General features: G+C 43.5%; 26 protein-coding genes. 13 read left to right on the top strand and 13 right to left on the bottom strand.

Annotation, left to right across the window (positions count from 1 at the left end):
* Nucleotides 1-8: 8 nt before the first annotated feature.
* Both H1A14_RS08605 and H1A14_RS08600 read right to left on the bottom strand, forming a co-directional pair.
* Entirely contained in the window at nucleotides 9-416 is a 408-nt protein-coding gene (locus H1A14_RS08605; RefSeq protein ID WP_194775825.1) for a VOC family protein, read from the bottom strand.
* Nucleotides 413-907: a DNA topoisomerase IV gene (locus tag H1A14_RS08600; protein WP_194775824.1), complete on the bottom strand. Its 495-nt coding sequence runs from the start codon at nucleotides 905-907 to the stop codon at nucleotides 413-415. The genes H1A14_RS08605 and H1A14_RS08600 overlap by 4 nt, the downstream gene beginning before the upstream one ends.
* Nucleotides 908-1029: 122 nt before the next feature.
* On the opposite strand from H1A14_RS08600, the gene H1A14_RS08595 reads away from it, so the two are divergent.
* Both H1A14_RS08595 and H1A14_RS08590 read left to right on the top strand, forming a co-directional pair.
* A complete protein-coding gene (locus tag H1A14_RS08595) occupies nucleotides 1030-2271 on the top strand; it encodes a sterol desaturase family protein (protein ID WP_194775823.1) in 1242 nt (413 codons plus the stop codon).
* A gap of 1 nt (nucleotide 2272) precedes the next feature.
* Nucleotides 2273-2662, top strand: a complete 390-nt coding sequence (locus H1A14_RS08590; protein ID WP_194775822.1) for a hypothetical protein — start codon at nucleotides 2273-2275, stop codon at nucleotides 2660-2662.
* Here the strand turns inward: H1A14_RS08590 and H1A14_RS08585 are convergent.
* Both H1A14_RS08585 and H1A14_RS08580 read right to left on the bottom strand, forming a co-directional pair.
* On the bottom strand, nucleotides 2643-3575 hold the full coding sequence (locus H1A14_RS08585) for an ROK family protein (RefSeq protein ID WP_194775821.1): 933 nt from the start codon (nucleotides 3573-3575) through the stop codon (nucleotides 2643-2645). The genes H1A14_RS08590 and H1A14_RS08585 overlap by 20 nt on opposite strands.
* Before the next feature lie 47 nt (nucleotides 3576-3622).
* On the bottom strand, nucleotides 3623-4111 hold the full coding sequence (locus tag H1A14_RS08580) for a YkgJ family cysteine cluster protein (RefSeq protein ID WP_194775820.1): 489 nt from the start codon (nucleotides 4109-4111) through the stop codon (nucleotides 3623-3625).
* A 107-nt stretch (nucleotides 4112-4218) separates the two neighbouring features.
* On the opposite strand from H1A14_RS08580, the gene H1A14_RS08575 reads away from it, so the two are divergent.
* The gene (locus H1A14_RS08575; RefSeq protein WP_194775819.1) at nucleotides 4219-4578 is read left to right on the top strand and encodes an arsenate reductase family protein; all 360 of its coding nucleotides are present in this window, start codon (nucleotides 4219-4221) and stop codon (nucleotides 4576-4578) included.
* A 1-nt stretch (nucleotide 4579) separates the two neighbouring features.
* Here H1A14_RS08575 and H1A14_RS08570 read toward each other — a convergent pair whose 3' ends face one another.
* Complete coding sequence (locus tag H1A14_RS08570) at nucleotides 4580-5407, bottom strand: CvfB family protein (RefSeq protein WP_194775818.1); 828 nt, start codon at nucleotides 5405-5407, stop codon at nucleotides 4580-4582.
* Between the two features lie 185 nt (nucleotides 5408-5592).
* Here H1A14_RS08570 and H1A14_RS08565 point away from each other — a divergent pair, with 185 nt between their 5' ends.
* The 3 genes from H1A14_RS08565 to H1A14_RS08555 all read left to right on the top strand — a co-directional run bounded on the left by H1A14_RS08565 (nucleotide 5593) and on the right by H1A14_RS08555 (nucleotide 8066).
* Nucleotides 5593-6483: a 3-hydroxyacyl-CoA dehydrogenase family protein gene (locus H1A14_RS08565; protein ID WP_194775817.1), complete on the top strand. Its 891-nt coding sequence runs from the start codon at nucleotides 5593-5595 to the stop codon at nucleotides 6481-6483.
* A 168-nt stretch (nucleotides 6484-6651) separates the two neighbouring features.
* Entirely contained in the window at nucleotides 6652-7269 is a 618-nt protein-coding gene (locus H1A14_RS08560) for a deoxynucleoside kinase (protein ID WP_194775816.1), read from the top strand.
* A gap of 200 nt (nucleotides 7270-7469) precedes the next feature.
* Nucleotides 7470-8066: a YceI family protein gene (locus tag H1A14_RS08555; protein ID WP_194775815.1), complete on the top strand. Its 597-nt coding sequence runs from the start codon at nucleotides 7470-7472 to the stop codon at nucleotides 8064-8066.
* 81 nt (nucleotides 8067-8147) lie between these two features.
* Here the strand turns inward: H1A14_RS08555 and H1A14_RS08550 are convergent, their stop codons facing one another.
* Entirely contained in the window at nucleotides 8148-8762 is a 615-nt protein-coding gene (locus H1A14_RS08550) for a DUF7255 family protein (RefSeq protein ID WP_228527687.1), read from the bottom strand.
* Nucleotides 8763-8806: 44 nt separating this feature from the next.
* A complete protein-coding gene (locus tag H1A14_RS08545) occupies nucleotides 8807-9268 on the bottom strand; it encodes a DUF2452 domain-containing protein (RefSeq protein ID WP_194775813.1) in 462 nt (153 codons plus the stop codon).
* A 374-nt stretch (nucleotides 9269-9642) separates the two neighbouring features.
* Here H1A14_RS08545 and H1A14_RS08540 point away from each other — a divergent pair, with 374 nt between their 5' ends.
* The 6 genes from H1A14_RS08540 to H1A14_RS08515 all read left to right on the top strand — a co-directional run bounded on the left by H1A14_RS08540 (nucleotide 9643) and on the right by H1A14_RS08515 (nucleotide 15681).
* Entirely contained in the window at nucleotides 9643-9975 is a 333-nt protein-coding gene (locus tag H1A14_RS08540) for an Hpt domain-containing protein (protein ID WP_228527685.1), read from the top strand.
* A 31-nt stretch (nucleotides 9976-10006) separates the two neighbouring features.
* Entirely contained in the window at nucleotides 10007-12370 is a 2364-nt protein-coding gene (locus H1A14_RS08535) for a S9 family peptidase (RefSeq protein WP_194775812.1), read from the top strand.
* Nucleotides 12371-12375: 5 nt separating this feature from the next.
* The gene (gene ggt / locus H1A14_RS08530; RefSeq protein WP_194775811.1) at nucleotides 12376-14073 is read left to right on the top strand and encodes a gamma-glutamyltransferase; all 1698 of its coding nucleotides are present in this window, start codon (nucleotides 12376-12378) and stop codon (nucleotides 14071-14073) included.
* Between the two features lie 259 nt (nucleotides 14074-14332).
* Nucleotides 14333-14941, top strand: a complete 609-nt coding sequence (locus tag H1A14_RS08525; protein WP_194775810.1) for an energy transducer TonB — start codon at nucleotides 14333-14335, stop codon at nucleotides 14939-14941.
* Between the two features lie 26 nt (nucleotides 14942-14967).
* Complete coding sequence (locus H1A14_RS08520; RefSeq protein WP_228527683.1) at nucleotides 14968-15465, top strand: nuclear transport factor 2 family protein; 498 nt, start codon at nucleotides 14968-14970, stop codon at nucleotides 15463-15465.
* A gap of 24 nt (nucleotides 15466-15489) precedes the next feature.
* Nucleotides 15490-15681: a hypothetical protein gene (locus H1A14_RS08515; RefSeq protein ID WP_194775809.1), complete on the top strand. Its 192-nt coding sequence runs from the start codon at nucleotides 15490-15492 to the stop codon at nucleotides 15679-15681.
* A 41-nt stretch (nucleotides 15682-15722) separates the two neighbouring features.
* Here the strand turns inward: H1A14_RS08515 and H1A14_RS08510 are convergent, their stop codons facing one another.
* The 5 genes from H1A14_RS08510 to H1A14_RS08490 all read right to left on the bottom strand — a co-directional run bounded on the left by H1A14_RS08510 (nucleotide 15723) and on the right by H1A14_RS08490 (nucleotide 21837).
* The gene (locus tag H1A14_RS08510; RefSeq protein ID WP_194775808.1) at nucleotides 15723-17384 is read right to left on the bottom strand and encodes an OmpA family protein; all 1662 of its coding nucleotides are present in this window, start codon (nucleotides 17382-17384) and stop codon (nucleotides 15723-15725) included.
* A 1-nt stretch (nucleotide 17385) separates the two neighbouring features.
* The gene (locus H1A14_RS08505) at nucleotides 17386-18357 is read right to left on the bottom strand and encodes a deoxyhypusine synthase family protein (RefSeq protein WP_194775807.1); all 972 of its coding nucleotides are present in this window, start codon (nucleotides 18355-18357) and stop codon (nucleotides 17386-17388) included.
* A 102-nt stretch (nucleotides 18358-18459) separates the two neighbouring features.
* Nucleotides 18460-19086, bottom strand: coding sequence for an OmpH family outer membrane protein (locus H1A14_RS08500; protein WP_194775806.1), 627 nt, complete (start codon nucleotides 19084-19086; stop codon nucleotides 18460-18462).
* 1217 nt (nucleotides 19087-20303) lie between these two features.
* Nucleotides 20304-21206 (bottom strand): histone deacetylase family protein, encoded by a 903-nt coding sequence (locus H1A14_RS08495; RefSeq protein WP_194775805.1) that lies wholly within the window; start codon nucleotides 21204-21206, stop codon nucleotides 20304-20306.
* A 64-nt stretch (nucleotides 21207-21270) separates the two neighbouring features.
* Complete coding sequence (locus tag H1A14_RS08490) at nucleotides 21271-21837, bottom strand: hypothetical protein (protein WP_194775804.1); 567 nt, start codon at nucleotides 21835-21837, stop codon at nucleotides 21271-21273.
* A gap of 145 nt (nucleotides 21838-21982) precedes the next feature.
* Here H1A14_RS08490 and H1A14_RS08485 point away from each other — a divergent pair, with 145 nt between their 5' ends.
* Nucleotides 21983-22483, top strand: coding sequence for an AlbA family DNA-binding domain-containing protein (locus tag H1A14_RS08485; RefSeq protein ID WP_194775803.1), 501 nt, complete (start codon nucleotides 21983-21985; stop codon nucleotides 22481-22483).
* Here the strand turns inward: H1A14_RS08485 and H1A14_RS08480 are convergent.
* Entirely contained in the window at nucleotides 22421-22762 is a 342-nt protein-coding gene (locus tag H1A14_RS08480; RefSeq protein ID WP_194775967.1) for a phage holin family protein, read from the bottom strand. The two genes, H1A14_RS08485 and H1A14_RS08480, sit on opposite strands and share 63 nt — an antisense overlap.
* Nucleotides 22763-22811 lie beyond the last annotated feature (49 nt).

Raw genomic sequence — 22811 nt, 5'->3', positions numbered from 1 at the left:
TATTTTTGCTATTGTTGACTGTTTTTCTGATTGGGTTGGATCAGGTCCCAAAGGTTTCCATACAGATCCTCAAAGACCAATACCCTGCCATAGGGTTCCGTAACCGGTCCCCTGACAATTTTAATTTGCTGTTGAAGCAGGTTTGCATACTCTTCTTCAAAATGTTGGGTATGCAAAAAAAGGAATACCCTACCTCCTGATTGTCTGCCAATGCTTTGGGCTTGTTCATCGGTAGCTGCTTTGGCCAGAAGAAACAAACAGCCTTCGCCTCCATCTGGACTCACCAAGACCCAGCGTTTGGTTTCACTTAGAGGGGTGTCTTCTATGAGGGTGAAATTAAGCTTTTCTGTATAAAAGGCAATCGCTTCATCGTAATCTTTTACAAGTAATGCGATATGTTTTAATTTGGCTTTCAATTGCTCAAAGGCATCTGTTTGAATCTCTTGGAGATAATAAGGGCAAGACCCACAAACCAAACTACAAAAAAGATGGGAATTAAATAAAAAAAGAAATTAAATTCCCCTGAACTGATTTCGTTTTGATTGTTGAGGCTGTGAAAATAAAACACGATGAGTCCCAAGGAAACATTGAGGATCCCCAGAAATGAATAGATCCAAGCCAATATATGGTCTCTAAAGGGTTCTCCTCTGGGAAAAATTCGTTTCAAATTAGGGGTAGCCTGCTTTTCGATCATTTTGGCAGGAAAGGTTAAGATCAGGTTGAACAGAACAAAAACCCCGATAGATAAATAAAAGAAAGTGCTTTTACCAACTTCTTTGAGAGGATAACCTGTTTCAGTAACCTCATATGCCACCATCTCTGTGAGCGCTGAGTAAATGTAGATCAATACAAAAAGAAAGAAAAAGATCGAAAGCACATGTGCAACTTTCCCGAAGCGATAATACATAGGTAATTAAATTAAGCTGCAAATATAAAGATTTATCGGAATAGATGTTTGAAACTGTTTTTTGCTTGAATTAGTTTTATATTTAACCTGCAGTTTAATCCAAAAGACACCTATTTGCTAAAATGAACTTAAGCCCTGTAGTCATTGCGATCCCTGTCTATTTCCTCCTGATGGGAATTGAACTGATCGTCCTCCGTTTTCAGAAAAACCCCAGTTACCGGCTCAACGATGCGATCACCAACATCAATTGTGGTGTGGTATCCCAAGTCACAGGCGTGTTCATCAAAGTCCTGTCCATTGGAATTTATACCATTCTTTTTGAAAAATTTGCCTTTTTTGAAATTCCCAGTAACATTTGGACCTTTCTCCTGCTGTTTTTCCTCTATGATTTTTGCTATTATTGGGCACACCGCAAAAGTCATGAAATCAACCTGTTTTGGGGTGGCCATGTGGTCCACCACTCCAGTGAAGAGTACAACCTTTCCGTAGCCTTGCGCCAAAGCAGCACCCAGACCATCTGGACCTTTGCCTTCTACCTTCCCCTCGCCTTTCTGGGTTTTGATCCATTGTCCTTGGTGCTGGTTTCCGGACTCAACCTGCTCTACCAGTTTTGGATTCATACAGAAGCCATTGGCAAGATGGGCTGGTTGGAAAAAGTCCTGAACACCCCTTCTCATCACCGGGTTCACCATGGCCGTGATCCCAAGTACATCGATAAAAACCATGGTGGTACCTTTATCATTTTTGACAAATGGTTTGGCACTTTCAAAGAAGAGGAGGAAAGGCCTCATTATGGCATTACAACCCCTGTGAAAAGTTGGAACCCTGTTTGGATCAACCTGGCCCACTATGCCAACATGAAAAATGAAATGGGACAGATAAAATCTTGGGGGGATAAATTCAGGTACCTCTTCAACAAACCGGGATGGCTACCGGATTACCTGGGTGGCTACAGGGCACCTCAGGATGTAGGATCAACGTACCAGAAATTTGATACCGCTATTCCCAAGCCCATGAACTGGTATGTTTTTTTTCAGTATGTGATGCTCATGCTTTTGACCGCATTTTTTCTGTTCAATCTGGACAGTTTCGATCTCATGATGAAATTAGGCCTTTCTTTTGTGATCCTTTGGAGTACGGTCAGTTTCTCAGGGGTTTTCGAACAAAGCCGGTGGTACCTATTTCAGGAGTCAGTGCGCATACTTGTCTTCGGATTTTGCCTGGCATGGACCGGAATGAAGATGCTGCCTGAACCCCTTATTTTTGGGTCGGTGTCGATTTACCTTGTAAGTTCGTACCTTTGGCTGATGCTTAATCAAAAAGTGATCAAAAATTTTCAAATTAATCTTCAAAATACCCCCTGAAATGCCTAAGCCCTTGGGATTGCTATTGTGCCTGTTGACCATATGGACAGGCTTTTCCTGTTCGGGCCGCCTGGAAGCAGGAAGCATTGACTTAGAGGCCTGGAAGCAGGATAGATATGGCTGTAAAGGTTTGCGGATCCGGGATTTGGAGGAGATCAAACGGATCAAAAATGAATTTCTGGGCAAAAATAACCAGGAACTGATCAAAACCTTTGGCAGACCTGACCGGGTGGAACTGGACACCAAAAGTCAAAGCTTTTTCTTCTACTTTTTGGAGCCATCTGATGATTGTGGTGGACTGGAAACAGAAAAAGAACCTTTGAAGGTTCTTTTTAGACTGAATGCGATCAGTAGGGTCAGTGAGGTGACCATCACAAACCTGAACCCATAAAACAGAGTGCTGCGGCACCTAAGGTCCCGGCATTGTTACCCAAAGTAGCTTTTTTCAATTTCAGGTCTTTGTGGTAGTAAGGCGTGATGTATTGCCTGATGGTTTTGTCTATGGAAGGCATCATGAATTCCAGTCCCGCTGATATTCCCCCTCCAAAATAAACTTCATTGACATCAAGGATCCTCATGGTGGATACGATAGCTTCTCCAAGTATATCCCCTACTTCCTGAAAGGCAAGCAAAGCCACCTGATTGCCGCTTTTGGCACTGTCTACCATCAAATGAGTGCCAAGTTCCTGATTCAATAATTCTTCTGCCTTTTCGGGATAGGCATTGACCATTTGGTCCAGTATGTGAAGAATGCCATCGCGTCCTATTAATTTTTCCAATGTGACATTGCCTCTGGAAAGCATGTGTCCCATCTCCATGGCATTTCCTCGAGAACCCTTGAAAATCTCGCCATCAATAACACATGCGCTTCCTATGCCGGTACCCATCGTAATGAAAAGAAAATTGGGAGAAGCTTTGCTTTTTCCAAAGCGGAATTCACCCAAAGCAGCTGCACTGGCATCATTTTCCAAAAAGAAACTTTTTCCGGGATATCTTTCCAAAAGCGCTCCTTTAAGATGAAAGCCATCCAAACTCCGAATCGCCGGAATTTCTAAGGTGGTTGTCCTGTCTTTACTGATCAGGCCAGGCAAGCCTATTCCTACCTTTTGTACCTGCTTGAATTTGGATAGGTATTTCCCTACCACTTCCACAAATCCCACATTGAAACCAGTAGGGCTTTTGCTCAATGGCTGTGTATCTTCTTTAAAAAAATCAATGATTTCTCCTTCCCTGCTTACCAATCCGATCTTCAAATGCGTTCCACCTACATCTACGCCAAGAAAGTGTTCTTTTTGATTGTCCATGGTTATTTTCAAAAGGTTTAATTTACGAAAATACTAAACTGAATTCTTTACTTCCTAAATTCTTTCGAAATCTCTTGAAAAATCTTAAAAACAGCTGGACAGACCAAGGTGTTTTGTAAGGTTAGATTCAGGATTCCATACATGTTTTTTCTGTTGGTATGCGGATACTCCCGACATGCTTTGGGCCTTTCTTCATAAACAAAACAGCGGTTGTCTTCCCCCAAAAAGGGACAGGGGGCTTGAAGCAGCACAAAATCGCCCTCTTCATCCCTGCGAAGGTAAGTTTCCACAAATTCTGACGACTTCATCCTGAATAGTCTTGCCAGTCGATCAATGTCAGGCTGTAAAAAAATGGGACTCGTGGTTTTGCAGCAATTGGCACAGTGCAGACAGTCAATCTCAGAAAAAACCTGCTCATGCATGGGATGAAACAGCTTATCCAATTGGTGGGGTTTCACTTTTCTCAGCTTATCCACAGTCTTTTTGTGGATGGAATAGGTGTTTTGACTGTTTAATTTAAAATTATCTAAATTCATAATGGCAATTACCTACTTTTTATTTTGCTAACAATAATAAATATGGATTTAAATTTTGAAAATCAAGACTTATTTCTTATATTAATCAGTTCAGCAATGAAATTGAAATGAAAATGCATCCGAGTGAACTATTTCTTTATTACAATCCGACACATTCGATTGACAAACAGGCGCGGGCTTATGCCAGGTCTGTAGCCAAATATGTGAATGAAATCAACATTGAGAAAGAAAAGATCACGGCCACAGGTTGGCGGACAATTTTGGAGAAACTCAACCTCAGGGCAAAGGATTTACTCAACAGGGCGCATCCTGATTATCAAAACCACATTGCAGGCAAAACCTGGGATGAGGAAGGATGGCTGAATATTCTTGCCCGGTATCCCCATTTGATCAGAGCACCGATAGCCATCAAACGGGACAAAGCCGTGCTTTGCATACAACCCACTGAAATCCTCAAGTTAAATTAGGTTATAAGAGCTCAATGCCTTCTTTGAGGATCCTTATTTTTTTGGCTTTATACAATTGACCGATACACTGTTTGAAGTGTTTTTTACTCATTCCCAAAGTCTTTTTGATTTCCTCAGGGGATGAATGATCATGAAGGGGCAAAAAATTCCTGACTTTTAAAGTTTGTAGGATTTTTTCAGCCCCTTCCTCATATTTCTGTCTCCCTATAGGTGTCAATTGCAGGTCCAATTTCCCATCTTCTCTTCTTTTTTTGATAAAGGCTTGAACCTGATCTCCTATGCCCAGATTTTGGAAAGTTTCATTCTTATAAATCAATCCTTCAAAGTTACCTTCTATCAAAGCCTTATACCCCAACTCGGTTTCATCAAAAACAAGGGCTTTCACTTCCTGTCCTTCTTCAAATCCCTGGGTATCGGTTTCCAGAAAAGCCTCATATTTGCTTACCCCAATCAGACGATCGGTTTGATGATCCAGACAGACCCTGATCAGGTATTTTTCACCTGCTTCCATCTTTTTGTGCATTTCTGCAGCCGGTACAAAAAGGTCTTTGGGCAGGCCCCAATCCATAAAGGCACCGAATTTGGTGATTTCTTTGGCCTCCATGACCGCAAATTCGTCCAAGATGGCCTTAGGCCTGTCGGTTACCGCCACAGGCCGGTCCTCACTGTCCGTGTAAATGAAAACTTCAACCTCCTCCCCTTCTTTTTCCTCTCCACTGAGGTAATATTTGGGCAACAGTACTTCCTCCCCGTCTCTTAAGGCCAAATAAGCACCGTTAGGTGTAAATCGATTGATTAACAATGAATTGATGGTTCCGATTTCTTTCATCCTTCAAAGTTACAAATTTATACAGTAAAAAGGGGGCTGGAGAAACAGGAACAATTGCCCTTGTCCAAAGGAAAAAGCCTTCCTTTTATTGGATTTTGGGGTTCTTTGAAATAGCTTTAGGCATTCAATTGACCCATTCATCGTATACTCAGCGGAGTTACACCTTATTTTAACCCAAATATTTTATGAACAACATCGCAGTAATCGGTTCAGGTACCATGGGCAATGGCATTGCTCATGTTTTTGCCCAATATGGCCATCAGGTGGCCCTGATTGATATTTCACAAGGCGCCTTGGACAAAGCACTGGCTACCATCCAAAAAAATATGGACCGACAGGTAGGCAAAGGACTGATCAACGAAACACAAAAAGACGAGTCCCTATCCCAGATCAAAACCTTTACACAAATCAAAGATGGCGTTCAGGATGCTGACTTGGTGGTAGAAGCCGCTACGGAAAATCTTTCCCTTAAACTGGACATCTTCAAAACCTTGGATGAATACTGTCCAAAAGAGGCCATTTTGGCTTCCAATACCTCTTCTATTTCCATCACAAGAATCGGTGCGGTGACCAATAGACCAGAACAGGTCATCGGCATGCACTTTATGAATCCCGTACCGGTAATGAAGCTGGTAGAGGTGATTCGTGGCTATGCCACTTCGGATGCCATTACCCAAAAAGTCATGGATCTTTCCCGCAAGTTGGACAAGTCCCCGGTTGAGGTCAATGACTATCCTGGTTTTGTGGCCAATAGGATCCTGATGCCCATGATCAATGAGGCGATCATTACTTTATATGAAGGTGTAGCTGGCGTGCAAGAAATAGATACGGTGATGAAACTGGGGATGGCTCATCCTATGGGTCCCCTTCAATTGGCGGATTTTATAGGGTTGGATGTTTGCCTTTCCATTTTGAGGGTCCTACATGAAGGCTTCGGCAATCCCAAATATGCACCTTGCCCGCTTTTGGTCAATATGGTGGAGGCAGGTTATAAAGGAGCTAAATCAGGTGAAGGATTTTACAAATACACTGCAGGCAGCAAAGATTTGGTCGTTTCTGAAAGATTCAAAAAGTAAAATTCAACCTACCTGTTACTTGAACAGAAGACCTTCTGCTGGCTACTGAAGCAAAAACAATTAATCCAAATAATCCCTGATCTTCCCGAACTTTCTTGGATTTTTTTGCTTTTGATTAAAGTCTACCGAGGTTATTTTATCCGGCAAGACTTCACCAACTCATTTCACATGCACATCGCCATATCAGGAAACATAGGGAGTGGTAAAACCACCCTGACCGAAAAACTAGCCAAACATTTTGGTTGGAAGGCAGAAATTGAATCTGTGGATGACAATCCCTATTTGGCGGATTTTTATGAGGACATGAAGCGCTGGGCCTTTCATTTGCAGGTGTATTTTCTAAACAGCCGCTTCAAACAGGTCCAAAACATACGAAACAGCCCCTATTCGGTGGTTCAGGACAGGACCATCTACGAAGATGCCTATATCTTTGCGGCAAACCTGTACAAGTCCGGTTACATGTCGGAAAGGGATTATCAGAATTATCTCAATTTGTTTCGTTCGATGATTGACCATGTCGAGGCACCGGATCTTTTGATTTACCTCAAGGCAGATATTCCCAAATTGGTGGGGCAGATCGAAAAGCGCGGACGCGATTACGAGAATGCCATCCGGATCGATTACCTCAAAAACCTGAACAGCCACTACGAGGATTGGATTGAATCCTATTCACACGGTAAATTGCTGATCCTTGATGTCAATCAGCTGGATTTCGTCTCCCGACAGGAGGATTTTGCCTTCATAGTTGAGAAAATAGACCGGGAAATTTTCGGGCTTTTCTCATAAGGCATTAGGTTAAAAACCCTAAGATCAGAAAGTTTATGCCAAAATAATCCGAATAAATCCAAAATTTACCTTTGAAGTAATCGGATTTTAATTTGGAGATGGGCATTAAACTTTTTTGGTTGAGAAAGGTCTAAATTTGAAAATTAAATACAGTCAGTTTTAAGACCAATTAAATCCTACATCCTCTCAATCAATTTCTTATGAAACTTAACTTACTCTTGACCATCGGGTTTTTATGGACCTTAATCCTTCCACTTGAAAAGATAGAACCTGAATCCTTATCTATTGACAAATCAGAGAGTACACTTACCTGGAAAGCCACAAAACTGACAGGTGGACACCATGGCAAAGTTTTGTTGGATGAAGCCAACTTAAATATGGATGCTGGAAAGCTGACTGGAGGTTCATTTGTCATAGACATGGCCTCTATCACCTGCGAAGACCTGACCAATGAAGCTTCCAACAAGAGATTGGTTGATCATTTGAAGTCTGATGATTTCTTCTCGGTGGATAATTATCCAAAATCCAATTTTGTGATCACTGAAGCCAAATCAAGCAATGGGACTGATTATGAAGTAACTGGAAATCTGACCATAAAAGGAGTCACCAAACCGGTTAGTTTTCCAGCCAAAGTTCAGCTGGAAAACGGAAAGTATGTAGCCCTTGCTGCCATCACCTTTGACAGGACTCAATATGACATCAAATACCGGTCCGGCAATTACTTTGAAAATCTGGCAGATAAGCTGATCTACGACGAGGTGCAACTTGATGTGAAGTTGGTGGCCATGAATCCCTGAAGTTAAAACATCCACATACAAAAAGCCTATCCAGCAAATTGGATAGGCTTTTTTGTCACTCGGACTTCAAAGCCATCATGTCTACTGAGCAATGATTCTTCGTATCCAGTTGGCCAAAGCTTTTTGATGGGTTTCCTGGGGTTGAAGCAACAGCTGATCTATTTTTTTGAGCGATCCGCCTGTAAACAGGGTTTCATACATGGGAATGCGAATAAGGATAAATCCGCTAAGCCTGCTGATCAAATCATATTGCATGTCATTGAAGGCATTGAGTTTCCATCCTGAAGAACCATTTCCATACAAATCTCCCGGATCTGAGGATGGCCCAAAGCATTTGGCGGCCAAGGGAGGTCCAAACCAGGTTCTTTCCTGCACTCCTGATTTCAGGCACTCTTTTTCACATTGCCTGCAAAGTTTACGGTAAGCAAGGACCCAAGGAAAATTGAAAGTACTATAAATATCTGTTTTTAAAGTACTTAACCTGTACCTATTAAAGTGAGAAGCACCATCATAGACAAAAAGATATCGATCAATTTTGAAATCAAACTTCAACCTTTCCAGGCTCACGGCTTCCCCTTTTCCTCCCAATTCCAGATAAGCCGTTTGAAGCATGTTCTTGGATTTGTGATCCCAAAGACCCGGGACAACATCCAGCCTGAAATCCGGTTCAAATTCCAAACCTTCGGTTTCCAGCATTTGGAGAAGATTTTTTACCTTAATTTGGTGCAAGGGGAAAGGGTTTAGGTTCCTTTTCTGATGACATCCCAGGTATGGTCTGCCAGTAATTTGATCTCAGCGACAAACTGCGTGTAGGGTTTCTTTCTCCCCCATTCCTCGGGGGCCACCATACTCAAAAAATCACTGCCATCAATCTTTTCGTAAAGGTAATAAATATGGTTGATCAGGGGTTCAAAGCTGATGGAAGCTTGATAGATTCTTTCAGAAATCTCCACCCTCTTCTGAATATTCTTGGCTTGATCAGCTAGCAACTGCATCTGCTGATAGATCTGCGCCATCTGCATGTCTGTCTGAGAATGCATGGCCGAAACAGCCCTTCCCGTGATTTTGCCCTTGTCTTCCGGACGGATCAGCCCACTGCCAGCATGATGGGCATAAGGAATCAAACCAGGTTGATCGCTGGTTTTTTCCTTCATCTTCTCCAAATCTATGTGGTCAATGTTTATCTTGTTTTTTTTGCTCATTGCTTAGGGAAGTTGAATCACTGGGTGCAATTCTTTCTTTGAGATTTCCTTTAGAACCGGGAAAAGTGGTTTTTGAAGACATATCTAATCCCACGATGATTACAATGATCATAAAAATGACCGCCAGAATTAGAAATATCAATTTGTTTTTGTTCATCGGCATGTATAACCCTAAAATTTGGCTTTCGGTTTTCCCGCATCAAAATTAGTTTAAATTTGGTGGATTAAAAACAAACTTGCCTATGTGACCAACCTGAAGGCCAACAATTACTGAACTCCAAAAGTCTATATTACCGTACCGTTATTGTAATTTTCAATTTGAAATAACTGGTTTTTGCTTAATTTTAACGTCTGCCTTAAATAAGAAGATCATTATGCTTATCAATGAACAAAGTATTTATCATTTTTTTGGAGAAGATGAGGAAATGATGCACCAAATGCTGCAAATCATCATCAATACCAATTTAAAGGAATTGAAACAACTGGAGACACTTTTTCAGAACGAAGATTACAAAATGGTCAAGAAAAAATGCCACAAGTCCAAACCAAGCATGAGCTATATCGGAGCTATCAAAACCAAGAAGATTCTGGAAGAGATAGAAGCAGATGTTTTGGGATCCTACCCAAAAAAATTCCAGGAACTTGATGACCATATCCAAACCATTGAAAGAGAATTGAATGAATTTATGGGCACACGTCTATCCTAAAATAATCTGTCGAACCCCCTTACATTTTCCTATGCTTAAAAATCATATCGCCCTGATTGCAATTATGCTTTTGGCCTTGCCAAACACCTATGGGCAATCAGACCTCAGTATTGAAAAAATCATGCAAGACCCAAGTTGGATGGGTATTTTTCCCACGGATGTCCGATGGGATGAACATGGTGAAAAAATCTTCTTTCAATATAGATCAGGAGATGACAAATCAGATTCCTTACATGCCATTGCACTCAGCAACCCAAAGCTAATCAGCAAGGTGGACATCAAGGAACAAAGAATGCTCCCTTCTGCCGGTACTTACAATCTTCAGAAAACCAAAAAATTATTTACTGAAAACGGCATCTTGTATGAATATGACTTAAGGTCCAAATCAAAAAAGCAACTTCTGGAACTGCCGGCCAGAATCACCAATCCAATGTACATGCTGGATGAAAAGTTGGTGGGATTTGAAGCCGGAAAAAATGCCTTTGTATTGAATCTGGAAACGGGAAGCATCAAAAAGCTAACCCAAATAGAAAGCGGTAAAGCCGAAAAAGAAAAAGAAGATAAGGTTGACAAAAGGGGAGATTGGTTGAAGGAAGACAATTTGGAACTTTTGGGCATCATCAAGGAAAGAGAAACTGAAAAAGAACAGGCAAAAGCCTACAGAGAAGCCACCAAGGAGGCAGAAAAATTTACTTTTTTTGCTGAAGGAAAAACCATCACAAACCTTCAGATTTCTCCAAATGGCACTTATGTGACTTTTAACCTGATATCCCAAACCGAAAATAAACGGACCAATGTACCGGATTACGTGGATGCAAGCGGCTATACCGTAAACCTACCGTCAAGAAGCAAGGTGGGCGATGATCAACTGACCGTGGATTTGGCCTTTTATCATTTGGAAAAGGATACGGTATGGATCATTAAAACTGATGAATTGCCCGGGATCAGCGATTTACCGGATTACACGGCTGATTATCCAGATCAGGAATGGGAAGCCAAACCAAGGGCGGTCAATGTTTACGGAGCTTTGTTTTCACCTAATGGCGAAAATGCAGTGGTCAACATCCGCTCTCATGACAACAAAGACCGATGGATTTGCCAACTCAACTTAGAAGATGGCAGCTTAAAAACTTTGGACCGGCAGCGGGATGAGGCTTGGATTTCCGGACCGGGTATTGGGAGTTATTCAGGACTTGGCACCATGGGTTGGTTGCCGGACAACAGGCACATTTATTTCCAGTCTGAAGAAAGCGGATATTCCCATTTGTATCTTTTTGATCTTGAAAAACAGGAGAAGAAAGCCTTGACATCTGGTCAGTTTGAGGTCTTTGGTCCCACCTTGTCCAAAGACAAAAAATCATGGTTCCTGACCACCTCTGAGGTAGATCCGGGAGAAAGGCATTTCTATAAAATGCCTGTGATGGGTGGAAAAATGGTAAAGTTGACCAGCATGACCGGCAACAATGAGGTAAGCTTATCCCCTGACGAAAAGCACTTGGCCATAAGACATTCCTTCAGCAATCAGCCTTGGGAACTCTACCTGCAGGAAAACAAGGCTGGAGCAAAACCACAAAAATTGACTGAAGGTCAATCAGAAGCTTTCAAAGCCTATGCATGGCGTGAACCTGAACTCATCCATTTTGCAGCCGAGGATGGCAATCAGGTTCCGGCCAGACTTTACCGCCCAGAAGCGTCTAAAAGCAATGGTGCAGCGGTGATTTTTGTACATGGAGCAGGTTACCTCCAAAATGTCCACAAATGGTGGTCCTCTTATTTCCGGGAATACATGTTTCACAATCTGTTGGCGGATTTGGGCTATACCGTCCTTGATATTGATTACAGAGGAAGTGCAGGCTATGGCAGGGATTGGCGTACGGGCATCTACAGACACATGGGCGGAAAAGACCTCAGCGACCAAGTGGACGGTGCAAAGCATCTCGTCGAGACCTATGATGTAGATCCTTCAAGGATTGGAATCTATGGGGGAAGTTACGGTGGTTTCATGACCCTGATGGCCTTGTTCAATGCCCCTGAGGTATTCAAATCCGGGGCCGCCCTGCGTTCGGTGACGGATTGGGCGCATTACAACCACGGGTATACCTCCAACATTCTCAATGAACCCTTCAATGATCCCATTGCTTATCGACGCTCCTCTCCCATTTATTTTGCGGAAGGCTTAGAGGGGCATCTGCTGATCGCCCATGGGATGGTAGATGTGAATGTGCACTTTCAGGATGTGGTCAGACTGGCCCAGCGCCTAATTGAACTGGAAAAAGACAATTGGGAAATGGCTGTTTATCCCGTGGAAGACCATGGTTTTGTCACCCCCAGTAGCTGGACAGATGAATACAAGCGGATTTTGAAACTGTTCAATGAAACGTTGTTGGAAGAATGATTTCTATGCTTAGAACTTTTTTGAGGTGGGTGTTTACCCTTGGACTGTTGTGCCATTTCTTTTCCTGTCAACCCAAGAAAAAGCAGGTAGTAGGGCTTATTTCGGAACAGGCCATGGTGGTCACTGCCAGGGAGGAAGCCTCGAAAATAGGATTGGACATTTTGAAAAAAGGAGGTAACGCCTTTGATGCCATGATGGCGACAGAAATGGCTTTGGCGGTTGCTTTTCCCTTTGCCGGAAATTTGGGCGGAGGCGGCTTTATGGTGTATCGTTTGGCTGATGGCAGTACAGGATGTCTGGATTATCGGGAAAAAGCCCCGATGGCAGCCCACCGGGATATGTTTTTGGATGAAGACGGGGAGGTCATTCCCAACTTAAGCACTTCTGGAGCATTGGCATCGGGAGTTCCGGGAACGGTAGCTGGTATTTTTGAAGCACATAGGAAATTTGGCACCTTATCCGTAGCCAGCATTCTCGAACCGGTGATTGCGCTCGCTGAACAAGGAGTGGTGGTCACCCAAAAACAAGCCGAACGACTGGAGAGAAACCGTGAAGCATTCATAGAGGTCAATGGAATCAACACCTTTTTTGCCCGGGTTTTTGAAGAAAAAGATACCATCCGTTATCCCGTTTTGGCCAATACCCTAAGAAGACTGGTAGCAGAAGGAAAGGATGGATTTTATCGGGGGGAAACCGCCCAAATCCTCGTTGACCACATGCAGCATATCGGAGGCATCATTACCATGGAGGACTTGGCAGGTTATGAAGCGGTTTGGAGAAAACCCATTACCTTTCAATACAAAGAATTGACCATCACATCAATGCCTCCTCCCAGCAGCGGGGGCATCACTTTGGCTCAGATCATGGGCCTGATTGAACCTTTTGAACCAGGCACCTTGGGGCACAATACGGCACCCTACATTCAGTTGCTGACCGAGGCTGAAAGAAGGGCTTATGCAGACAGGAATTATTATTTAGGCGATCCGGACTTTACTGAGATTCCTACAGAGGCCATGCTGGATAAAGATTACCTCACGGATAGAATGGCTGACTTTACCTTTGAAAAGGCAACCCCTTCCGAAGCAGTCAGCAAGGGGGAGTTACTCTTTGCTGAATCGGAAGAGACCACCCATTATTCTATCAAAGATCAGTTTGGCAATGCCATAGCGGTCACCACCACACTCAATGGTGCTTATGGATCTAAAATTTATATAGATGAGCTTGGCTTTTTTATGAACAATGAGATGGACGATTTCAGTGCCAAAACCGGTGTTCCCAACATGTTTGGCCTGACTGGTGCAGAGGCCAACAGCATTGCTCCACAGAAAAGGATGTTGAGTGCAATGACCCCAACCCTGGTAGAAAAGAATGGCAAATTGTGGATGATCGTGGGCACACCGGGTGGATCTACCATCATCACCTCAGTGCTTCAGACCATCCTGAATGTCTATGAATTTGGAATGGGCATGCAGGAAGCGGTCAATGCGCCCCGATTTCACCACCAATGGCTCCCCGATTGGGTAACCTTTGAACCTTCCGGGTTTTCTCCGGAGACCTTAGACCAACTGAGGGAGAAGAGCTATTTTATCAATGAAAACACCACGCCGATTATCGGTAAAGTAGATGCCATCCTTGTATTGGAAGATGGCAGGTTAGAAGGAGGGGCTGACCCAAGAGGAGATGATACTGCTTTGGGTTTCTGATTGTGCATTCGGCAAGCTCAGGGAGCGGGAAAATGCTAGGAAATTTATCGGAAGGAAGAAAATACTGCTCAAACCCCGTAGCCGAGCCTAACTGCTGTAGTCAGGCTTGCCGAAGCCAAATAATTGATACGTGTAACATGCCGAACCCCCAGATGTTATTATCAATTTTTTTGTAAAAAATAAGATAATAGAACTAAAATTTGAAAAATGAGATTTTTTTTACAGATTTAGGTTGTAGAAACCAAACAACCTTTTATTTATGAAAAAAACAACTATGTGTTTTGCTATGGCATTGAGTTTTGCAGTGCTTAGCTGTAATCCTGACCGATCTGCTGAATCCGAGGAGGATACAATAGAAATGGAGGAAATGGATGACATCGACGGAATGGATGACGATTATGATGATATGGATGACTTGGAAGTAGGTCCCGAGGATCCAAATGCAGGCGTGATCGAAACCTTTGATGAGTTTCAGGAAGACTTGAAGGATGCAACCTCAGAACTGAAAACAGAAGCTGAAAACACCTATGAAGATGCAAAAGGACGGACCGTGTACACCATGGTCTCAGACATGCCTTCATATGAAGGCGGAGATGCAGCCATGTTTCGTTACCTGCAAAGAAACGTCAAATATCCCAGTGAAGCGAGAAACAACAATGTGGAGGGAACTTCTTATGTGCAGTTTATAGTAGATACCGATGGCGGGGTAGATAATGTTGAGGTGGTCAAAACTTCCGGAGACATTACCTTGGATGAAGAAGCCATCCGGGTCGTTCAATCCATGCCTGATTGGAAGCCAGGCATGCAAAATGGAGCGCCTGTCAATGTGAGGTATATCCTACCTATAAAATTCCAGATGAAATCTTAAGCTTTCAAATCTCAAATACCAGCCAAATGGCTGGTATTTTTTTTATGAATGATAAAGAAAAATTGATCGAACGGTTTTATCAGTCCTTTTCAAAAAGGGACTATGAAGGTATGCAAGCCTGTTATCACAAGGCGGTGGTGTTTGAAGATCCCGCCTTTGGAATATTAAAAGGTGAAGCTGCCGGTGCCATGTGGAAAATGCTTTGCCTCAGTGCAAAGGACTTGAGCATTAGCTTTCGGGACATTCATGCTAAAGGAAGTTCCGTACAAGCGGTGTGGGAAGCTAAATATACCTTCAAAAAAACCGGTCGCCCCGTCCACAACATCATCAAGGCAGAATTTACCTTCGAGGATGGATTGATCATTTTTCACAAAGATTCCTTTCCTCTCAGAAAATGGGCCGGACAAGCTTTGGGTTGGAAAGGTTATCTTTTAGGGGGTACGGCCATGTTCAAAACCAAACTTCAGGCCCAAACCAAAGGCATGTTGGATAAATTTATGGAGGCAGAACGGGGAAAACCTTAGTTTATTTGATGGGGAGTTGGAAGTTTGAAGTTGGGAGTTGGGGGGTTGGGAGTTGGAAGTGGGGAGTTGGGGGTTGGAAGTGGGGAGTTGGAAGTTGGGGGGTTGGAAGTTGGAAGCTGGGAGTTTGAAGTGGGGAGCTGGAAGTTGGAATCTGAAGTTTATATCCAAATATCCATCCATATCTTCTTCGCTCTGAATCACGAAGAGGACGAGTAACCTTCAGTTTCTAAAATTCATTTTTTGAACCTAAGTCAAGACTATTCCTCGATGACCATTTCCACCCTTCTGTTTGAATTTCTGCCCGCCTCTGTTTGATTGGAAGTGATGGGCCTTGTTCCTCCCCAACCGGAAATCCTTACTCTTTCGAAGGTGATTCCTTCTTCCACAAGAATATCGCGTATGGCAGCAGCCCGGTCTAGAGAAAGTTCTTTGTTCAGGCCAGCATCGCCTACATTATCGGTATGCCCGTCCAGCCTTACTTTGAGGGATGGGTTTTCTGACATGAAATCAGCCAAAAACCGGATAAACCGTCTGGAATCATCATCAGCCAATTGAGAAGTTCCCCTTTCAAATAAGATGTTGTCCAAAACCATGGTGGCGCCCTTTTGGGCTGGAACAAGTGCCAGGGTTGACAATCCCGTAGCCGTATCGTTTACCTGCAATTTATTCGGCACAAAGCCAGGTGCTGAAATCACAAGGCTTTGGACGCCTTCAGGTAAGTCGATGGCATGGATCCCAGAAAGGTAATTTTCGCTTTTTACTTCATCCCCAGAAACCATTAAAATCCTCATTTGAAAAGGAATGGTTTCTTGGTTGACTTTATTGATCACCTGAAGGCGAAATGTTTCTGGGTCCTCAGCAGGAACTTCCAGTTGTTGCGTCTCCACCGGGGGCTGAGTGGTGTTTTCCTTCAAAACCTGTGAAGGATTGGTTTCAGTGGCCTGGGGAGCAGTTTTGCTTAAAGTAAAACTTGAATTGTCCCTGACTATGGCCATAGGCCGTCTTTCGACCTCCTCTCCCACCAATACGATTTCCTCTGCCTTCTGCATGATGATGTCCCCATAGCCTTCACTGTCCTTGGTTGTGGTCAGGTAGGCAGTATAGGGGCTGTTCGGATCGATGTGGTAGGCAAATTCCATCCCTGTGGAATTGATGTCCTGTAAGCGCACTGGCTGGGTCCAGTTGTCCCAGGTCTCATCCAGTCTTTCCGAGAAAAACACATCCATCCCGCTTTCGCTGTCATGTCCATTGGTGGAAAAATACAATACTTTGGTGTCCTTGGATAGAGAGGGTGTCAATTCCTGCATGTCGGTATTGATGGTTGGCCCCAGATTCTTGGGGGTGGTCCAAGTACCGTTGCCTTTGTTGAAACTCACATAGATGTCCTCGTTGCCGTAAGACCCGAAGGTATTCATGGCCATGACCAGGATATTGCCAGCAGCATCCAGACGCCCGCTAAAATGGCTGGAATTGTTTCTGAAACTGCCAAAATCCAATTTGCGCTCATATTGCCAGCCGCTGCCCTTCCTAATATATTGATGGACACCCTGAGGCCTCCCCTTTCCATCATGATAAACCAAGACATTGGTGGGATCCAAAAAGCCAATCATCAGATCATATCCTTTGGTGGACATTTCAGATACCGGAACTGCCGGCTGCCATTGATTGAAATCATTCTTGGTACTGATCCAAATGTCACCCGGGTCATAGGCCCCATGGATGGCATTGGGATGGTAGGCCACTGTCAGATAAAGTTCACCATTGGGAGAAAATACGGGATGCTGCTCATCATAGGCAGAATTGACCGCTTTGAGGTAATAGGCCTGGGAATAGGCACTGCATAAAGAGAAAAAAGCAGACACCACGAGGATGCATGCTTTTACTTGAAATTTATTCAGAAGGGTAAGCTTTTCTTTCATTTTATTGGTCTAAAACAATGGCAAATACCAAAGGAGCTACGATGGTGGCATCGGACTCTATGATATATTTTGGGGTATCCAGGCCCAGTTTGCCCCAAGTGATTTTTTCATTGGGCACCGCACCGGAATAGGATCCATAAGAGGTGGTGGAATCTGAAATTTGACAGAAATATCCCCAGAGCGGCACATTGTCCCGCTGAAGATCCTGGTGCAACATTGGAACCACGCAGATCGGAAAATCTCCAGCAATGCCGCCACCTATTTGGAAGAAGCCTACAGTTGAATCATCTGTAGCATTGCGGGTATACCAGTCTGCCAGGAAAATCATGTACTCAATTCCACTTCTCACGGTATGTACATTTTTCACATCTTCAGCAATGCAGTGGCCCGCATACATGTTGCCCAGCGTGCTGTCTTCCCATCCAGGGACGATGATCGGGAGGTTCTTCTTGGCCGCTTCAAGCAGCCAGCTGTCTTTGGGATCAATCTGGAAATCATCATCCATTTTCCCGGAGAGCAGAATCTTGTAGAAAAACTCATGGGGAAAATAGCGTTCACCGGCTTGGTCCGCTTTCATCCATTCCTCCAGAATCACATTTTCTATGCGCCGCATGGCTTCCATTTCGGGGATACAGGTATCTGTCACCCTGTTCAGGTGTCTTTCCAGCAAATCCTGTTCCTGTTCAGGTGACAACTCCCTGTAATTCGGAATTCTTTCATAATAATTGTGGGCGACAAGGTTGAATACGTCTTCCTCCAGGTTGGCACCCGTGCAGGTGATGATGTGTACCTTGTCCTGACGGATCATTTCAGCCAGAGAAATGCCCAATTCAGCAGTGGACATGGCTCCTGCCAAGGTAATCATCATTTTCCCATTGTTGTCCAAGTGGGTCTTGTATCCCTCGGCTGCATCAATCAGGGCAGCAGCATTAAAATGCCTGTAATGGTGCTTTAAAAACTCCGTAATTTTCATGATTTGCTGTTTTAAAATTCGATCCCAAAAATACCAATTTAAATTGGGACAAAAAAAAACCCAGCTTAAACTGGGTTTAATGTTTTTGATCCTGCTGTCAACTTATTTCTGTGAAGTGGTGTCTGCTTGGGTCGGCATTTTTCCACCGGATTCGGAATAGGCCTTGTTGATTCCGTCAGTCACCGATTTGGTGATGTCGAGGGCTTTATTGGCATACCATACTCCCCCACCTCGGGTGTAGGAAAGGATCATTTCATAATTGTTTTCTTCGGCATAGCCTTTCAGGTATTCCTGAATGCGATCATATACCTCATTGTACAGTTGGGATTCCTCCGAAGAAAGCTCCTGCATCAGATTATCTCTAAAGCTTACCAGGTTTCTTTCCTTCTTGATCAATTCCTCCTCCTTGGCGCGGGCCTGATTAGGTGTCATGTTCTGGGCAGTTTGCTGGAAATTGGCCACTTCCTGCTCAAAACCCCTGGCCCTTGAGGAAAGGTCACTTTCGAATTTCTTGCCTTTGTCTGCGATTTCCTCAGACCTCATCTTAAAAAAGGCGAAGTTGTTGATTACACTGTCTGTATGCACATAAGCGATTTTAAGATCGCTGATGCTTACTTCGGATAAATCCACTTCAGAATTGGCGTTACTTTGGTCAGCAGGTTGCTGACAAGCGGAAAAAAGAAGGGCTGTTACCCCAAATGCTGCTAATACTCGAGTTAGTTTCTTCACTTTATTGGTTTATTTATACAACTTGGCGCAAATATAAACATTCTATTCTTTCTTCAAATTTTATTTGCAGGATAAGCCGTTAATTATCGTTAAAGTATCGGAATCTCAGGTTGTCGGGTTGTCGGGTTGTCGAAATTTCTATCCTTTCAGCTTTCAGCTTTGAGCTTAAGGTCCTGTTGTCAGGTTGTCGTGTTATCAGGTTGTCGGGATTTCAATGCTTTCAGCTTTCACCTTCGAGCTTGGAGCTTTCTCACTGTTCTCTGCTTACCTGTCCCCCCTTTCAGCTTAAACCTTCGATCATTTTCCAGAATAGCTCCGTAGGAGCGTCCGATGTGCTAACCATGGGTTTCAACCCATGGATTCTGGACAAATTTGCTTGTTAGAAGTCCCGTAGGGACGACCGATCTGCTACAGCTACGATATCGGTCGTCCCTACGGGACTTATCCGGAAGGGGAAGTCCCCGAACCACCGGTTTAAACCGGTGGTTATTATATCGGCCGTCCCTCCGGGACTTTAACCCGTTCCCAAAGGAAAAACCCCACTTTCACCTTTCAGCTTTCAGCTTCAAGCTCATTCTCCGCTCTCCGATACCCCGTTTATCCGATTATCTACTTTCAGCTTCGAGCTCTTTCTCAGCTCTCCGATATCCTGTTTATCCGTTTATCTACTTTCAGCTTTGAACTTTGAGCTAATCATCTGTTCTCCGATATCCCGTTTATCTGTTTATCTAATTTCAGCTTCAAGCTCATTCTCCGCTCTCCGATATCCCGTTTATCCGTTTATCTAATTTCAGCTTTCAGCATTGAGCTCCTCTTTTCCCCCTAAATCCCCCAGAAGGGGGACTATATGGTAGTCGTTCATATCAAACAGAATCCGCATTCTGTTCTCCGATATCCTGTTTATCTGCTTTCAGCTTTCAGCTTTGAACTTTGAGCTAATCATCTGTTCTCCGATATCCTGTTTATCCGTTTATCTACTTTCAGCTTTCAGCTTTGAACTTTGAGCTAATCATCTGTTCTCCGATATCCTGTTTATCCGTTTATCCAATTATCTGCTTTCAGCTTTGAGCTTCTAACTTTGAGCTATTTTTCTGTTCTCCGATATCCCGTTTATCCGATTATCTACTTTCACCTTTCAGCTTCATGCTTTGAGCTCATACTCTGTTCTCCGATATCCCGTTAATCTGTTTATCAACTTTCACCTTCAAGCTCATTCTCTAAAAAAATATCTCCTGCGCCAACCGGTAGGTATTGGCATGGGCTTCTATGATCTGACTGAGTTTTTCGGAATAACCCCCTCCCATGCAGCACATGATGGGAACCTGATGCCGAAAGGCCAGATCCAAAACTTTCCTGTCCCTTTCCTTGCATCCCGCAATGCTCATGCCCAAGCGGCCCAGTTTGTCTGATTCCAACACATCCACACCCGATTGAAACACGATAAAATCGGGTTGGACCCTGTCCATAAGTGTGGGAAGATTTTTCTCCAATATCCTGAGGTATTCCTGATCGCCTGTCCTATCGGGCAGGGCGATGTCGAGGTCTGACACCTCTTTGTGCATGGGATAGTTGGACGCACCATGCATGCTGAAGGTGAAGACTTCCTTTTTGTCCTTAAAAATCTCCGCGGTACCATTGCCCTGATGCACGTCCAGGTCCACTACAAGCACCTGCTTGACCAGCTTGTTTTCCAACAGATAATTCGCTGCTATGGCTATGTCATTCAACAAACAAAATCCCTCTCCACGATCCGTAAAGGCATGATGGGTGCCTCCTGCGATGTTCATGGCAATGCCATGCTCCAATGCAAACAAGGCTGCCTGTACTGAACCATGCATGATGTGGATTTCCCTTTCGACCAATTGCTGGCTCAGGGGAAACCCGGTTTTCTTAATCTCCGCTTTGCTCAAGGACAGTTGTTTGAGTTTTTGAAAATAGTCCGAATCATGGGTATTGAGGATCCATTTATCCTCCAAGGTTTCCGGTTCAAAAAAATTTTCGTCTTTCACCGAACCCTCATAGAGCAGCTGTTCGGGCAGGATATTGTATTTTTCCATGGGAAACCTGTGCCCGTCAGGCAAGGCGTGGGCATAAAGGGGAGACCAGGCAATTTTGAGCATATGTTATAAAAAAACCACTTGTTTGTATCAACAAGTGGTCCTATAAAATGTTCCAAAAGGATGTTTAATCTTCGTCCACGTCCTCTTCTTCGGACTGAAAGGCATACAGGGTTTCATCCAGTTCCAGGGTGTCCTCATTGAAATCCTTGACGAATTTATTGATCACCCGGTCATCGATGTATTCCACATTGAGCGCAGCATCCAAGCCTATGCCATAATCATGGTTGGTATCCATATCGAGAAACTCCTGCACTTTTACGCTTTCATCCTCTTCTATTTCCATGATGATTTCGGTGATGAACCAGCCTATTTCCTCCTCTTCACTGCTGAGGGGTTTCAGGTTGCCGTTTTCATCCTCTTCGTAATTTATTCCTTTAAAATTGGGGAATTTTTGGGCAGCCTTGTGCTCCGCCAATTCGTATACTTCACTGGAGTGGTGCAATCTGAGCGTGTACAAAGCGGCATCATAAACCACCTCTTTCCCTTCATACATGCCCACAAACAGCACATTTACATATTCATCAGAATTGTCCTCAGAATTGACCATTTTGAATAAATTACCGGATGCATTGATCTCTTTTTTCAATGCCTCAATTACATCAGGATGAAATCCTTCGTTCTTGTACTGCATAACTTAAAAATTTAAAATTGTAATTAATTGGTATTGGGAGAAACGTATAAATCAACAAGACCTATATAAAATTATATGCGCTATCCATATAAGTCATTAAGCTACAATTATTTATAATAAAAAAAAATATCTTGACAAAAAAATAATGCTCAGTATAAACAAAAATAAAGACTACATCCAAGAATTGCTGCGCAGACCGGAAGATTTGACCCTGGACTTCAAGCAAGGCATTACGGATAAAGAAAAAATCGCGAAGACCCTTTGTGCCTTTGCCAATACAGCAGGGGGGCTTTTGGTCGTTGGGGTCTCCGATGACCGAAAGGTCATCGGCATAGATGTCGATGAAGAAATGTACATGTTGGAGTCCGCCAATGAAAAACATTGCCTCCCTCCTGTTTCCATAAAATTTGAAATCTATGAAGTGGAGGAAACAGAAGAGGAAGAATGGACCGGTGAGAAATACCTCTTGATGGCCGAAGTTTCCAAAAGCGAAATTGGACCTCATTTAGTGCTGAGCAAGAACGGAGAAGAAAGACATTTTATCCGGCAAAATGACCAATCTATGCTTTTCAAAACAGACCCATCAGGCCTTGCTCAAAACAGAACTGAGGAGGGAATTGATGATGGAAAGGATCAGACTGAATAACAGGGCCCACCAAAAATTGCCCACCGTAAACCCCGGTACGATCTCTGCAACAATCATCACCATCAAGGCATTGATCACGAAAAGAAACAAACCAAGCGTCAAAACGGTGATGGGGATGGTCAAAACGACCAAAATCGGCTTTACCAAAACATTCAAGAGGGCAAGCAGCGCCGCGATCACCACGCCGGTCCAAAAATCAGTAACAGACACACCAGGCAATAGATAGCCCGTAATCAAAACCGCCAAGGTGCCGATCAGTAAATTTACCAGTATTCTCATCATCCGGTAAAAGTAACAGGTTTCAGGATATTCTTAAAAATAAATGTAT

The sequence above is a fragment of the Pararhodonellum marinum genome (assembly GCF_015354735.1).
In the GTDB taxonomy this organism is placed as follows: domain Bacteria; phylum Bacteroidota; class Bacteroidia; order Cytophagales; family Cyclobacteriaceae; genus Pararhodonellum; species Pararhodonellum marinum.
The sequence above is the reverse complement of the archived record's forward strand: the minus strand, read 5'-3'. Positions and strand labels throughout refer to the sequence as shown.

Excerpts from the sequence above, each read along its gene's own strand:
- H1A14_RS08545 (WP_194775813.1), bottom strand. The coding sequence starts at position 9,268 with ATGAGCAAAAAAAACAAGATAAACATTGACCACATAGATTTGGAGAAG.
- H1A14_RS08525 (WP_194775810.1), top strand. The coding sequence starts at position 14,333 with ATGAAAAAAACAACTATGTGTTTTGCTATGGCATTGAGTTTTGCAGTG.
- H1A14_RS08480 (WP_194775967.1), bottom strand. The coding sequence starts at position 22,762 with ATGAGAATACTGGTAAATTTACTGATCGGCACCTTGGCGGTTTTGATT.
- H1A14_RS08540 (WP_228527685.1), top strand. The coding sequence starts at position 9,643 with ATGCTTATCAATGAACAAAGTATTTATCATTTTTTTGGAGAAGATGAG.
- H1A14_RS08550 (WP_228527687.1), bottom strand. The coding sequence starts at position 8,762 with ATGCTGGAAACCGAAGGTTTGGAATTTGAACCGGATTTCAGGCTGGAT.
- H1A14_RS08565 (WP_194775817.1), top strand. The coding sequence starts at position 5,593 with ATGAACAACATCGCAGTAATCGGTTCAGGTACCATGGGCAATGGCATT.
- H1A14_RS08570 (WP_194775818.1), bottom strand. The coding sequence starts at position 5,407 with ATGAAAGAAATCGGAACCATCAATTCATTGTTAATCAATCGATTTACA.
- H1A14_RS08510 (WP_194775808.1), bottom strand. The coding sequence starts at position 17,384 with ATGAAAGAAAAGCTTACCCTTCTGAATAAATTTCAAGTAAAAGCATGC.
- H1A14_RS08490 (WP_194775804.1), bottom strand. The coding sequence starts at position 21,837 with ATGCAGTACAAGAACGAAGGATTTCATCCTGATGTAATTGAGGCATTG.
- H1A14_RS08495 (WP_194775805.1), bottom strand. The coding sequence starts at position 21,206 with ATGCTCAAAATTGCCTGGTCTCCCCTTTATGCCCACGCCTTGCCTGAC.
- H1A14_RS08535 (WP_194775812.1), top strand. The coding sequence starts at position 10,007 with ATGCTTAAAAATCATATCGCCCTGATTGCAATTATGCTTTTGGCCTTG.
- ggt (WP_194775811.1), top strand. The coding sequence starts at position 12,376 with ATGCTTAGAACTTTTTTGAGGTGGGTGTTTACCCTTGGACTGTTGTGC.
- H1A14_RS08505 (WP_194775807.1), bottom strand. The coding sequence starts at position 18,357 with ATGAAAATTACGGAGTTTTTAAAGCACCATTACAGGCATTTTAATGCT.
- H1A14_RS08555 (WP_194775815.1), top strand. The coding sequence starts at position 7,470 with ATGAAACTTAACTTACTCTTGACCATCGGGTTTTTATGGACCTTAATC.
- H1A14_RS08560 (WP_194775816.1), top strand. The coding sequence starts at position 6,652 with ATGCACATCGCCATATCAGGAAACATAGGGAGTGGTAAAACCACCCTG.
- H1A14_RS08595 (WP_194775823.1), top strand. The coding sequence starts at position 1,030 with ATGAACTTAAGCCCTGTAGTCATTGCGATCCCTGTCTATTTCCTCCTG.
- H1A14_RS08575 (WP_194775819.1), top strand. The coding sequence starts at position 4,219 with ATGAAAATGCATCCGAGTGAACTATTTCTTTATTACAATCCGACACAT.
- H1A14_RS08600 (WP_194775824.1), bottom strand. The coding sequence starts at position 907 with ATGTATTATCGCTTCGGGAAAGTTGCACATGTGCTTTCGATCTTTTTC.
- H1A14_RS08585 (WP_194775821.1), bottom strand. The coding sequence starts at position 3,575 with ATGGACAATCAAAAAGAACACTTTCTTGGCGTAGATGTAGGTGGAACG.
- H1A14_RS08485 (WP_194775803.1), top strand. The coding sequence starts at position 21,983 with ATGCTCAGTATAAACAAAAATAAAGACTACATCCAAGAATTGCTGCGC.
- H1A14_RS08590 (WP_194775822.1), top strand. The coding sequence starts at position 2,273 with ATGCCTAAGCCCTTGGGATTGCTATTGTGCCTGTTGACCATATGGACA.
- H1A14_RS08580 (WP_194775820.1), bottom strand. The coding sequence starts at position 4,111 with ATGAATTTAGATAATTTTAAATTAAACAGTCAAAACACCTATTCCATC.
- H1A14_RS08520 (WP_228527683.1), top strand. The coding sequence starts at position 14,968 with ATGGCTGGTATTTTTTTTATGAATGATAAAGAAAAATTGATCGAACGG.